Origin of the sequence: Archangium gephyra (assembly GCF_049060025.1) — a bacterium.
Lineage (GTDB): Bacteria > Myxococcota > Myxococcia > Myxococcales > Myxococcaceae > Archangium > Archangium gephyra_A.
On the sequence record NZ_JBMEQQ010000002.1, the window covers coordinates 2,309,120 to 2,322,823 of the forward strand.

The window sequence follows — 13,704 nt, forward strand, 5'->3', positions numbered from 1 at the left end:
GGAGCTGCGCGAGGACAACAACGTCTACGTGGCTGGGCTGATGGGCGTGGGCCACCGCGCCGATCTCGTGGTGAGCGAGCTGAGCGGCCCCACCAGCGTGCGGCCCGGCCATGGCTTCATGGTCACGGCGAAGGTGTGCAACCAGGGCACCAGCTCCGCCTCCGGCTCCTCGCGCCTGGAGTTCTTCCTGTCGATGGATCCCGAGCTGACGCTGCCGCAGCCGTCCATGCCCTACCCGGGCCCTGTGGATGACCTGCGGTCCATCGGGTACATGGAGCTGTACCAGTCCCTGCAGCCGGGGCAGTGCGTGACGAAGAGCGTGCCCGTCACCGCGGACCCGCCGCCCGCGGCCCAGCAGGATGGGGCGTACTACCTGGTGGCCGCCATCGACACGAACCAAGCCGAGCAGGAGCTGCGCGAGGACAACAACGTCCGCGTGGGCGACCCGGTGGGTGTGGGCCACCGCGCCGATCTCGTGGTGACCGAGTTGAGCGTCCCCGCCAGCGTGCGGCCCGGCTACGGCTTCACGGCCTCGGTGAAGGTGTGCAACCAGGGCACCGCCCCCACCAGCAGTGGCGGCTACCCCTATTACGGCAACCCCCGGGTGGAGCTGTTCCTCTCGATGGACACCGAGCTGACGCTGCCGGATCCGTCTTCGCCCTACCCCGGCATGCCCATGGATCAGGCGCCCATCGGGTACGTGGACCTGTACCAGTCCCTGCAGGCGGGCCAGTGCGTGACGAAGAGCGTGTCCGCCCATGCCATGCCGCCGCCCGCGTCGACGGAAGCCAGCACGCTCTACCTGGCCGCCGTTGCCGACTCGACGCACATGGAGCAGGAGCTGCGCGAGGACAACAACGTCCGCGTGAGTGGCCCGGTGGGCGTGGGCTACCGCTCCGACCTCGTGGTGACCCAGGTGAACGCTCCGGCCAACCTCGGGCACGGCCAGAGCTTCACGGCCTCGGTGAAGGTGTGCAACCAGGGCACCGCCCCCACCAGCAGTGGCGGCTACCCCTATTACGGCATGCCACGGGTGGAGCTGTTCCTGTCCATGGACACCGAGCTGACGCTGCCGCAGCCGTACATGCCCTACCCGGGCCCCGCGGACGACCAGCGGTCCATTGGCGACGTGGAGCTGAACGAGTCCCTGGCTCCAGGGCAGTGCGTGACGAAGAGCGTGTCTGCCTCCGCCTGGCCGCCGCCCTCGGCGCAGGGAGACGGCGCGTACTACCTGGTGGCCGCCGTCGACACGCAGCACGCCGAGCAGGAGCTGCGTGAGGACAACAACGTCCTCGTGAGCGGCCTGGTGGGCGTGGGCTACCGGCCGGACCTCGTGGTGACCGGGCTGAGCGCACCGGCCAGCGTCGCGCCCGGCCAGGTCTTCACGGCCTCGGTGAAGGTGTGCAACCAGGGCACCAGTACCTCCTACTCCATGGCAAACATCGATCTGTTCGTGTCGATGGATACCGAGCTGGCCCTGCCGGACCCGTCCATGCCCTACCCGGGCATGCCGCTGGACCAGCGGCTCCTCGAGTCCGTGAACCTGGATCAGCAACTGGCTCCGGGCCAATGCGTGACGAAGAGCATCAGGGCTCCCCCCTACCCGCCGCCCGAGGCGCAGGGAGATGGGGCGTACTACCTGATCGCCGCAGTCGACACGTACCAGGTCGAGCAGGAGCTGCTCGAGGACAACAACATCTTCGTGGGCGGCCTGGTGGGCATGGGCTACCGCTCCGACCTCGTGGTGACGGAGCTGAGTGGCCCCGAGAGCCTGCGGCCCGGACAGAGCTTCACGGCCTCGGTGAAGGTGTGCAACCAGGGCACCGGTCCCACCAACGGCTTCTACTACGGGCCGCGGCTGGAGCTGTTCCTCTTGACGGACCCCGAGCTGACGCTGCCGGATCCATCTTCGCCCTACCCCGGCATGCCCATGGCTCAGGAGCCCATCGGGTACGTGGAGCTGAACGAGCTCCTGGCCGCGGGGCAGTGCGTGACCAAGAGCGTGTCTGCCTCCGCCACACTGCCGTACGCGGAGCAGGACTACGGCGCGTACTACCTCGCGGCCGCTGTCGACACGAACCATGCCGAGCAGGAGCTGCGCGAGGACAACAACGTCCGCGTGAGCGGCCTGGTGGGCGTGGGCTATCGCTCCGACCTCGTCGTGACCGAGGTGAGCACGCCCCCCAACCTGATGCATGGCCAGAGCTTCACGGCCTCGGTGAAGGTGTGCAACCAGGGCACGGTCTCCACCGACAGCTCCTACTACGGGGCGCAGGTGGAGCTGTTCCTGTCCATGGACACCGAGCTGACGCTGCCGGAGCCGTACATGCCCTACCCGGGCACGCCGATGGATCAGGTGTCCATCGGGTCGGTGGAGCTGGACCAGCCCCTGAGCCCGGGGCGGTGCGTGACGAAGAACGTGTCCGCCTACGCGGCCAGGCCGCCCGCGGCGGAGGGCGATGGCGCCTACTACCTGGTGGCCGCCGTCGACACGGCCCACGCCGAGCAGGAGCTGCGTGAGGACAACAACGTCCTCGTGAGCGGCACGGTGGGCGTGGGCTACCGCCCCGACCTCGTGGTGAGCGAGGTGAGCGCCCCGTCCAGCCTCGGGCACGGGCAGTCCTTCACGGCCTCGGTGAAGGTGTGCAACCAGGGCACCACCCCCGCCCACAGCGGCTCCTCCTCCTCCGGGCCGCGGGTGGAGCTGTTCCTGTCCATGGACACCGCGCTGACGCTGGCGGATCCGTCCATGCCGCCCTCGCCCGCCATGCCCGGGGACCAGCAGTCCCTCGGGTACGTGGAGCTGGACCAGCCCCTGTACCCTGGGCAGTGCGTGACGAAGAACGTGTCCGCCCACGCCTCGCTGCCGCCGGAGGCCCAGGACGGCACGGCGTACTACCTGGTGGCCGCCGTCGACACGGCCCATGCCGAGCAGGAGCTGCGTGAGGACAACAACGTCCTCGTGAGCGGCCTGGTGGGCGTGGGCCACCTCCCCGACCTCGTGGTGACCGGGGTGAGCGCCCCGGCCAGCATCGTGCCCGGCCAGCCCTTCACGGCCTCGGTGGACGTGTGCAACCAGGGCACCCAGTCCAGCATGGGCTCCTCGCGCCTCGAGCTGTTCCTGTCCATGGACACCGAGGTGACGCCGCCCGAGCCGGACATGCCGTCTCCAGGCCTGGAGAACGAGCAGATGCGCATCGGGTACGTGGACCTGGACCAGCCCCTGGCTCCGGGACAGTGCGTGACGAAGAGCGTGCCCGCCTCCGCCCAGCTTCCCCATGGCGCGCCGATCGATAGCGCGCTCTACCTGGCCGCCATCATCGACACGGCCCATGCCGAGCAGGAGCTGCGCGAGGACAACAACGTCTACGTGAGAGGGCTGATGGGCGTGGGCCACCGGCCGGACCTCGTGGTGACCGGGGTGAGCGCCCCGGCCAGCGCCGGCCATGGAGAGAGCTTCACGGCCTCGGTGACGGTGTGCAACCAGGGCCAGTCGCCCACCTACACCGGCTCCTCTTACGGGCCGAGCGTGGAGCTGTTCCTGTCGACGGATACCGAGCTGACGCTGCCGTCCTGGAGCAATCCGTACGCGGGCATGGAGAGTGACCAGATGCCCATCGGGTACGTGGAGCTGGAGCAGGCCCTGCCCCCCGGGCAGTGCGTGACGCGAAGCGTGTCCGCCTCCGCCCACCTGCCTCCCGACGCCCAGGGAGATGGCGCGTACTACCTGGTGGCCGCCGTCGACACGAACCACGCCGAGCAGGAGCTGCGCGAGGACAACAACGTCCACGTAAGCGGCCTGATGGGTGTGGGCCACCTCCCCGACCTCGTGGTGACCGGGGTGAGCGCCCCGGCCAGCGTCACGCCCGGGCAGTCCTTCACCCCCTCGGTGAAGGTGTGCAACCAGGGCAAGACCCCCTCCTCGGGTGGCCCCTCCTACGGGCCGGGGGTGGAGCTGTTCCTGTCCACGGACACCGAGCTGTCGCTGCCCTCTCCGGCCACGCCCTCCCCGGTTCCCGGCACGCAGATGGATCAGCGAGCCATCGGGTACGTGGAGCTGGGCCAGCCGCTGAACCCGGGGGAGTGCGTGACGAAGGACGTGCCCGCCCAGGCCCACCTGCCGCTCGCGGCCCAGGGGGATGGCGCCTACTACCTGTTGGCCGCCGTCGACACGACGGGGGTGGAGCAGGAGCTGCGCGAGGACAACAACGTCCACGTGGGCGGGCCGCTGGGCGTGGGCCACCGGGCCGACCTCGTGGTGAGCGAGGTGAGCGCCCCGGCCAGCGTCGAGCAGGGCCAGCCCTTCACGGCCTCGGTCAAGCTCTGCAACCAGGGCACCTCCTCCTCCAGCGGCTACCCCTCTTACAGCAACCCTCGGGTGGAGCTGTTCCTGTCCACGGAGGCCGGGCTGACGCTGCCGGATCCGTCCATGCCCTCCCCGGGCCCGCTGACGAACGCGGTGTCCCTTGGGTACGTGAAGCTGGACCACCCCCTGCAGGCAGGCCAGTGCATGACGGCGAACGTGCCCGCCCACGCCTCCCTGCCGCCCATGGCCCAGGGAGATGGCGCGTACTACCTGGTGGCCGCCGTCGACCCGGCCCATGAGGACCAGGAGCTGCGCGAGGACAACAACGTCTTCGTGAAGGGACTGATGGGCGTGGGCCACAGGCCCGACCTCGTGGTGACCGAGGTGAGCGCCCCGGCCAGCCTGCATCATGGGCAGTCCTTCACGACTTCGGTGAAGGTGTGCAACCAGGGAACGGCCGCTTCCATGGACACGGCCTGGTTGATGGTGGTGCTCTCGACGGACGCCCAGCTCTCGCTGCCCCACCCGGGCAGCCCGCCGCCCGCGGATCAGATGATGATTGGCGGCATCGACGTGGCGCCGCTGCCGGCCGGTCAGTGCGTGACGAAGGACATCCCCGCCTACGCGTCCCTGCCGGCCGGGGCCTCCGCTCCCGGGGTGTTCCACCTGGGTGCCATCATCGACCCGGACCGCTGGGTGCAGGAGCTGCGCGAGGACAACAACACCCGCGCGGAGAACACCCTGGAGGTCACCGACTAGCCTCGGAAAGGTGACCGGTACGCGAGGAGCGGCCCCGCCTCGCGTACCGGCCGAAGTCCCACGCAAGCCAGGAGCCCTGACGGACGAGCGGGCCCTGGCTTCCATGGTGGGATTGTACCTCCCGGCCGATGTCTATCCAGGCAGACGGGTATGCCCGGAGAGGCACACGTCTTTTCCTTCCCCGTCCCCCTGCACACCCTCACGGCATCCCCTACCGCTTGGGAGGAGCCATTGGGGTCCAAAAGCTTCCAGCTCAACCTGGGCGCACGTCCGCTCGAGAATGGCCGCACGCAGTTTCGTGTCTGGGCACCGCGGCGCCGGCGGGTGGACGTCTGTGTCCATGAGCCCGGAGGTCTGCGCTGCCTGCCTCTGGAGCACTCCGGGGGCGGTTATTTCGAGGGCACGCTCCCCGTCCCGGTAGGAAGCCTCTACAAGTACCGGTTGGATGGCGGCGAGGCCTTCCCGGATCCCTGCTCCCGCTTCCAGCCCGAGGGCCCGCATGGCCCCTCGCAGGTAGTGGACCCCTCACGCTACGCCTGGAAGGACGAGGGCTGGCCCGGCATCACGCCCAAGGGACAGGTCCTCTACGAGGTGCACCTGGGCACCTTCACGCCCGAGGGCACCTACGAGGCGGCGGCCCGGAAGCTGCCGCTGCTCAAGGAGCTGGGTGTCACCACGCTGGAGTTGATGCCGCTGCACACCTGCCCCGGCCGCTTCAACTGGGGCTATGACGGCGTGAGTCTCTACGCGCCCCACCCCGCCTACGGGAGCCCGGACGCGCTGCGGCTCCTGGTGGACGAGGCCCACCGGCTGGGGCTCGGCATCATCCTGGACGTCGTCTACAACCACCTCGGGCCGGACGGGAACTACCTGGCCCAATACTCCGAGGGCTACTTCAACAAGAAGTACCCCAACGAGTGGGGGGACCCGACCAACTTCGACGACGGGGAGGCGGCCGGCCCCTCGCGGGACTTCTTCCTCCAGAACGCCTGCTACTGGGTGGCCGAGTACCACTTCGACGGACTGCGCGTGGACGCCACGCAGAGCCTGTACGACGCCTCGCCGCGGAACATCGTCGGGGAGCTCGCCGAGCGGGTGCGCGAGGCGGCGGGCAAGCGGCGTGTCCTCCTCATCGGGGAGAACGAGCCCCAGGACGTGAAGCTGGTGAAGCCCCCCGCCGAGGGCGGGCACGGAATGGACGCCCTCTGGGTGGATGACTTCCACCACTCGGCGAAGGTGGCGGCAACGGGCCGCTCCGAGGCGTACCTGCAGGACTACTGCGGCACGGCGCAGGAGCTGCTGTCGTGCGTGCTGCGCAACTCGCTGTACCAGGGGCAGTACTACAAGTGGCAGAAGAAGCCCCGGGGCACGCCGCTGCTGCACACGGAGGCGCGGCACGCCGTCTTCTACCTGCAGAACCATGATCAGCTCGCCAACGCCCTGAAGGGCGAGCGGCTTCACCAGCAAACGGGGCCGGCGCGGGCCCGGGCGCTGACGACGTTCTTCCTGCTGTTGCCCCAGACGCCCATGCTCTTCATGGGGCAGGAATTCTTCGCCTCCTCGCCCTTCCTCTACTTCGTGGACCATCACGAGGAATTGCAGGAGCTGGTGCGCAAGGGGCGCAATGACTTCCTCTCCCAGTTCCCGAGCGCCCGTCACGCCCTGGAGAAGGAGGGGTACCAGGTGCCCTTCGGGGAAGAGGCCTTCCGGCTGTCCAAGCTGGACTGGTCCGAGCGCGAGAAGAACGCGGGGGCCCTGGCGCTGCACCGGGAGCTGCTGAAGCTGCGGCGGGAGGACCGGGTATTCGCGGCGCAGGACCTGAGGCGGATGGCGGGGGCGGTGCTGTCGCCGCACGCGCTGGTGCTGCGCTATTTCGGGAGCGGGCAGGAGGGCGACCGGCTGGTCCTGCTCAACCTCGGGGCGGAGCTGGAAGTGGCCCCGTGCCCGGAGCCGCTGCTGGCTCCGCCTCCGGGAAATAAGTGGAGCCTCCTGCTGGCTTCTGAGCAGGTCCGCTACGGCGGAATGGGAAGCCCCTCCTTCGCGGACGAGACGCGCATGAGAGTGCCTGCACAGACATCGCTCGTGCTCGCGAGCGAGGAGACGAAGACGTGACCCCTGGAACTGAGTGCCCCTCCCTGCCCCGGCTCGCCTTCGAGTGGCCCACGGGCGCGGATTTCTCGGACGTCCTCACCCGCGAGTGGCTCGTGAGCAATGGGCGCGGCGGCTATGCCTCGGGCACGGTGGCGCGGTGCAACACGCGGCGCTACCACGGGCTGTTCATTCCCGGCCTGGAGAAGCGCGGCCGCACGGTGATGCTGGCGCGGTTGGACGAGCAGGCCGTGGTGGGCGGCAAGACGTACCGGCTGGACGCGGAGGAGCGCGCGGACGGGACGCAGGTGTCCGAGAGCGCCACGCTGCTGCGCGGCTTCCACCTGGACGGCCTGGTGCCGCACTGGAGCTACCAGGTGGGCGAGACGCGCCTCCAACGCAAGCTGGCGCTGGTGCACGGGGAGAACACGCTCGTCATCCTGTGGGAGCACGTGTCGGGTCCGGAGGTGACGCTGCGGCTGCGCCCCTTCCCGGCCCTGCGCATGCACGACGACAAGCTGCACGCCACGCTGCTCGAGCCCGTCGTGCACCTGAGGGGCTCGCGGGTGGAGTTGCAGGCCACGGACGGCGCGCCGCCCATGCGGATGCGCATCTACTCGCCCTGCCCGGCGCCGTTCGTGAGCCTGGGCGAGACGAGCACGCCGCAGTTCTACCGGGTGGAGAAGTCGCGCGGGTACGACTTCGTGGAGACGCTGTCGAGCCCGGGCTACTTCGAGTGCACCCTGCGGCCGGGCGAGCACCTGGCGATGGGCATCACCACGGAGGACCAGGCCGTCCTGGAGCGGGATCCGGTGGAGACGCTGGCGCTGGAGTACGAGCGCGAGCGGCGGTTGCTGGTGCGGGTGCCGGAGGAGGCGCGCTCGGGCGTGCCGGCGCGGCTGGTGCTGGCGGCGGACCAGTTCATCATCGATCCGATGCGCGCCGCGGACGACGCCTGGGCGCGTGCGGTGGGCCAGGACGCGCGCTCGGTGATCGCCGGCTACCACTGGTTCACGGACTGGGGCCGGGACACGATGATCTCCCTGGAGGGGCTGACGCTGTGCACGGGCCGGCCCCGCACGGCGGCGGCCATCCTGCGCACCTTCCAGCACTACGTGCGCGACGGCCTGCTGCCCAACCTCTTCCCCGAGGGCGGGAACGAGGGCCTGTACCACACCGCGGACGCGACCATGTGGTTCTTCCACGCGGTGGACCGCTACCTCGAGCACACCCAGGACGAGGAGCTGCTGCGCGATTTCTACCCGACGATGGCGGGCATCATCGAGCACCACCTGAAGGGGACGCGGCACAACATCCGCGCGGATCCGGCGGATGGCCTGCTGAGCCAGGGACAGGAGGGCTACCAGCTCACCTGGATGGACGCGAAGGTGGACGGCTGGGTGGTGACGCCGCGGCGCGGGAAGCCGGTGGAGATCAACGCGCTGTGGTTCAACGCGCTGCGGCTGATGGTGGAGTGGTCGGAGCGGCTGGGCAAGGACGCGAGGCCCTACGCGGCGGCGGCGGAGAAGGCCTACGCGAGCTTCAACCGGCGCTTCTGGAACGCGGCGGCGGCGTGCCTGTTCGACGTGGTGGATGGGGAGGACGGGAAGGACGATCCGGCGGTGCGGCCCAACCAGGTGTTCGCCATCTCGTTGAAGTACCCGGTGCTCCGGCGGGACAAGTGGGAGCCGGTGATGGAGAAGGTGCGCAAGGAGCTGCTGACGCCGGTGGGCCTGCGGAGCCTCGCGCCGGGACACGCGGACTACAAGCCGAAGTACGACGGCGACCTGCGGGCGCGCGATGCGGCGTACCACCAGGGCACGGTGTGGGGCTGGCTGATCGGCCACTACGTGGACGCGACGATGAAGGTGAACTCGGACAAGGCGGCGGCGCGGGCACTGCTCAAGGGTCTGGAGGAGCACCTGGAGCATTCGGGCGTGGGGCAGATCAGCGAGATCTTCGACGCCACGGAGCCGTACCGGCCACGCGGGTGCGTCGCGCAGGCCTGGAGCGTGGCGGAAGCGCTCCGCGTCTTCCTGAAGACCGGCGTGCACTGAAGGCCTCGTCTGCTAGGGTGCGCGCTCATGGCCACCACCGAGCTTCCGCACCTTCTACCCGCCCATCGAGCCCTACAACACCGGCCGCCTCCGCGTGTCCGACCTCCACGAACTCTACTTCGAGGAGAGCGGCAACCCGAAGGGCAAGCCGGTGGTGTTCGTCCACGGTGGGCCGGGCAGCGGCACGGATCCCAAGCAGCGGCGCTTCTTCGATCCCGCGGCGTACCGCATCGTCCTGTTCGACCAGCGCGGCTGCGGCAAGAGCACGCCCTTCGCCAGCGTGGAGGAGAACACCACCTGGCACCTGGTGGAGGACATGGAGACGCTGCGCCGCCACCTGGGCATCGAGAAGTGGCAGGTATTCGGCGGCTCGTGGGGCAGCACGCTCTCGCTGGCCTACGCGCAGAAGCACCCGGAGCGCGTCTCGGAACTGGTGCTGCGCGGCATCTTCCTGCTGCGCCAGCAGGAGATCCGCTGGTTCTACCAGCACGGCGCGCACACCATCTTCCCGGACGCGTGGGAGGACTACCTCGCGCCCATTCCCCCCGAGGAGCGGGGGGACCTGGTCCAGGCCTACCACCGGCGGCTGATGGGAGACGATCCCAAGGTGCGCCAGGAGGCGGCGCGGGCCTGGAGCGTGTGGGAGGGCCGCACCAGCTACCTCGCGCCCAACGCGAACTACATCGCGCACCTGGGCGAGGACGACTTCTCGCTCGCCTTCGCGCGCATCGAGTGCCACTACTTCGTCAACCGCGCCTTCCTGCGCAGTGACACGCAACTGCTGGACGACGTGCCGCGCATCCGCCACATCCCGGCCGTCATCGTCCAGGGCCGCTATGACATGTGCTGCCCCATGGACAGTGCCTGGGCGCTGCACAAGGCCTGGCCGGAGGCGGAGCTGAAGATCATCGCGGACGCGGGCCACGCGGCGTACGAGCCGGGCACCACGTCCGCGCTCATCGAGGCCACGGACAAGTTCCGCCGGTAGGCCCCTCCGTTCCCCCACCCCTCTGCCCTCGGGAGGGGGACCGGGTTGGGCTCCGGGCTCAGCCCCCGTGCTTCTCGATGAGCTTGCCGATGCGCGGGATGGCGGCCTCGACGTTCTTCTTCGCCGTGCCGCGCAGCTTCTCGTAGGTGCCCTTGACGAGACCGCTCTGCGCGTTGCGGACCTTCCCGTCGGTGATGGCGAGCAGGGCATCCGCGGCGCGCCCCGAGTTCGACGCGATGTGGGCCCCGACCGGCTTCCCGCCCGTCTTGGCCTCCTGGAAGAGCGGATCCAGCGCCTTGGCGAAGTCGGGGAGGAGATCCACGACGGCGTGCCGGATGAAGCCGGGCTTGATGTTCTTCACGGCGCTGTAGCCCGCCTTGATGGCGAGACCCGAGATGCCGCCCTTGTCGGCGACCTCGGCGTCGATGAGCGCGCAGCAGTCGTCGACGACCGCCGCCTTCTTGTTCTCGTTGGTCAACGTCTCGGTGAGTGACGCCATCGAATCGTGCCTTTCGTTCACTGGACGGAACGCGCCCGGAGGCCGCGATGCCCCGTCCTGTCCGCCCGGGCGCATAGCACATCCCTCGCACCGGAGGGCCTTCGCTCCTCGGGCCGCTCCATCAGGTAAACACCCTCGGGGTCCGAATCAAGGAGGGGCGCTAGGCCACCGAGCCGTGGTGGAGATCCTCGGAACGAGGGTCCTCGGAGCGCGGATCCTCCGCCTCGTGCTCGTGCGCCACCGGCAGCAGGACGCGGAAGGTGCTCCCCTGCCCCACGATGCTCTCCACGGACATCGTTCCTCCGAGCCCGCGGATGATGTCGTGGCTGATGGACAACCCCAGGCCCGTGCCCTCGCCCACCGGCTTGGTGGTGAAGAAGGGCTCGAAGATGCGCTCGAGGTTCTCCACGGGAATCCCGCAGCCGTTGTCCTGCACCTCCACCACCGCTTGCGAGGTGCCGTGCATGCGCGTCACCAGGCGGATCTCCCCGCCCGACTTGGGCAGCGCCTGCGCCGCGTTGATCAGCAGATTGGTGAAGACCTGGGCCAGCTGCACGGAGTTGCCCAGCACCTGGGGCAACTCTCCATAATCGCGCACCAGCCGTCCCCGGCTGCGCAACCGGCCCCACGCCAGGTGCACCGCGTTCTCCAGCAGCTCGTGGAGATCCAACGGGTGGGTGGTCACCGTGTCGCCCCGCGAGAGCGCCTTGAGGCTCTCGACGATGAGGCGCATGCGCTCGGTGCCCTCGCGGGCCTCGTTGAGCGCCTCCATCAGCTCCTGCCCGTCCTCCTCCGGCAGCGACAGCCGGCGCAGCTCGGTGCCGATGAAGCCGAGGTTGCTGGAGACGAAGGCCAGCGGGTTGTTGATTTCATGCGCCACCCCCGCGGCGAGCATCCCGATGGAGGCCATGCGCTCGTTGAGCCGCAGGCGCACCTCGTTCTCGCGCTGCGCGGTGATGTCGCGCACCGTGACGGCCATGCAGTCGCCCACCGCGCAAAGCTGGCGGCGGAACCAGCGGCGGCCCTTGCCGGGCAGGAGCTGATCCACCTCGTCGTCATGCGTCCGGCCGGTCCGCCACACCTGGTCGCACAGGTGGCGTGGCGCGATGAAGGCCGCCTGCGGGAAGCCGGAGAGCGGCTTTCCCTCCGCCACGCGCGCCTCACAGCCCAGCAGGGACTCGGCGTGCGTGTTGAGGCGCAGCAGCCGCAGCAGCTCCGGCTCGCCCCGGAGGATGAAGAAGGCGTCGAAGCTGTTGCCGGCCGCCGCCCGGAAGAGCGCCTCGCTCTGGCGCTGGGCCGCCTCGCCCCGCCGGTGGTGCGACAAGTCCCGGGCGATCCCGAACAGCCCCACCACCTGCCCATCCGGCTGGCGGATGACGCCCTTGGTGGAGAGCCACTCACGCTGCACCCCCGCCATCTCCTCGCTCATCTCCGCATAGAGCGTGCGCCCGGCCAGCAGCGTCTGCCGATCGAACTCCAGCGTGTTCTGCGCTTCCTCCTCGGACAGCAGCTCGCGGTCGGTGCGGCCGATGATCTCCTCCACCGGCTTGCCGAGGTAGTGCGCACCCACACCGTTGATGAAGGTGTAGCGCCCTTGCAGATCCTTGGTGAAGACGGCGTCCGGCATCTCCTCGACGATGGATAGGAAGAGCTCGCGGTACGGCAGCTCTGGGAGGCTCTTCATGATGATCAAATATCCACAAACCGCCGGACCCGAGCATTTGGACCCCCGTACACCGGGCCCTCCAGACGTCCAGCAGCGCACGCTCGGCCCCGGCCAGGCCCCCCTCCCGTCCAGTGCTTCACACCTGACTCCTACCTCGGGGCAGCAAGTAGGCGGCCGTACGCCCAGGTAGGGCCCGAAAAAACCTCCAAAACGGGCCCTGTAAAAACGACAGCGTTCCGCCCTAGGCACGAAGGGCTCGCGATGCAACCACCTGCTTTCACTGAGGAACGTTGCCAGACGGGCGCTGGCATCCCGGTTGCTTTTGGCAATGGGCACGAAGTCGCAGCGCGAAGCTCAACGTCCTCCATCCCCCGAGAGACCCCATGCAGGCCACCTCCTCCCTCTCCTCCGCCGAAACCCTCACCACGTACCTCTCGGACATCAGCCAGTACCCGCTGCTGACCGTGCAGCAGGAGCAGACGCTGGCCCGCAGCTTCCGCTCGGGCGACCTGTCCGCCGGCCACCGCCTGGTGACGAGCAACCTGCGGTTCGTGATGAAGGTCGCCTACGAGTACCGCTCCTACGGCATCAAGATGTCCGACCTCATCCAGGAGGGGAACATCGGCCTGATGAAGGCGGTGCAGAAGTTCGATCCGGACAAGGGCATCCGCCTCATCTCCTACGCGGTGTGGTGGATCCGCGCGTACATCCAGAACTACATCCTCAAGAACTGGTCGCTGGTGAAGCTCGGGACCACGCAGGCGCAGCGCCGGCTGTTCTTCTCGCTGGCCCGGACGCGCCGCGAGCTGGAGAAGCTGGGCTCGGGTGACGGCGCCATCGTGGACGCCGAGGAGATCGCCCGGAAGCTCAACGTGAAGGCCTCCGAGGTGCGCGAGATGGAGCAGCGCATGGGCGGCCGCGACCTGTCCCTCGACGCCCCGGTGGGCGAGGAGGGTGACGCCACGCACCTGGACTTCGTCGAGTCCGAGGGCGCCTCCCAGGTGGACGAGGTCGCCGACCGGCAGCAGGCGCAGATCACCCGCGAGCGCATCCGCCTCGCGCTGCAGCGGCTGGATCCGCGCGAGCGCTTCATCATCGAGAACCGCGTGATGGGTGACGCGGAGATGACGCTGAGCGAGCTGGGCGAGCACTTCGGCTTCTCGCGCGAGCGCGCCCGCCAGCTCGAGATCCGCGCCAAGGACAAGCTCAAGGCCGAGCTGGCCTCGCTGATGGCCGAGGTCGGTCACGACGAGGCGGCCGAGGCCCGCTAGTCCGGAAGACCCTCACCCTGACCCTCTCCCAAAGGGAGAGGGGACCTCCACGGCGCCTCGGGAACGCGTA

At 69.2% G+C, this 13,704-nt stretch carries 7 protein-coding genes; 5 read left to right on the forward strand and 2 right to left on the reverse strand.

Annotated elements, in window-relative coordinates; all coding sequences use genetic code 11:
• The first annotated feature begins 40 nt into the window (after positions 1-40).
• The 4 genes from ACN28I_RS09950 (at position 41) to pip (ending at position 10,198) form a co-directional block, all read left to right on the forward strand.
• On the forward strand, positions 41-5,065 hold the full coding sequence (locus tag ACN28I_RS09950; protein WP_420948611.1) for a CARDB domain-containing protein: 5,025 nt from the start codon (positions 41-43) through the stop codon (positions 5,063-5,065).
• A gap of 231 nt (positions 5,066-5,296) precedes the next feature.
• Positions 5,297-7,177 (forward strand): malto-oligosyltrehalose trehalohydrolase, encoded by a 1,881-nt coding sequence (gene treZ / locus ACN28I_RS09955; protein ID WP_420941829.1) that lies wholly within the window; start codon positions 5,297-5,299, stop codon positions 7,175-7,177.
• Entirely contained in the window at positions 7,174-9,210 is a 2,037-nt protein-coding gene (locus ACN28I_RS09960; RefSeq protein WP_420941830.1) for an amylo-alpha-1,6-glucosidase, read from the forward strand. Before treZ ends, ACN28I_RS09960 begins: the two co-directional genes overlap by 4 nt.
• 64 nt (positions 9,211-9,274) lie before the next feature.
• On the forward strand, positions 9,275-10,198 hold the full coding sequence (gene pip / locus ACN28I_RS09965) for a prolyl aminopeptidase (RefSeq protein ID WP_420948612.1): 924 nt from the start codon (positions 9,275-9,277) through the stop codon (positions 10,196-10,198).
• Positions 10,199-10,256: 58 nt separating this feature from the next.
• On the opposite strand, the gene ACN28I_RS09970 is transcribed toward pip, so the two are convergent.
• On the reverse strand, positions 10,257-10,697 hold the full coding sequence (locus ACN28I_RS09970; RefSeq protein WP_420941831.1) for a DUF6918 family protein: 441 nt from the start codon (positions 10,695-10,697) through the stop codon (positions 10,257-10,259).
• Between the two features lie 160 nt (positions 10,698-10,857).
• A complete protein-coding gene (locus ACN28I_RS09975; RefSeq protein ID WP_420941832.1) occupies positions 10,858-12,381 on the reverse strand; it encodes a PAS domain-containing sensor histidine kinase in 1,524 nt (507 codons plus the stop codon).
• Between the two features lie 365 nt (positions 12,382-12,746).
• Between ACN28I_RS09975 and ACN28I_RS09980 the strand changes: the two genes are divergently transcribed.
• On the forward strand, positions 12,747-13,634 hold the full coding sequence (locus ACN28I_RS09980; protein ID WP_420941833.1) for an RNA polymerase factor sigma-32: 888 nt from the start codon (positions 12,747-12,749) through the stop codon (positions 13,632-13,634).
• Positions 13,635-13,704 lie beyond the last annotated feature (70 nt).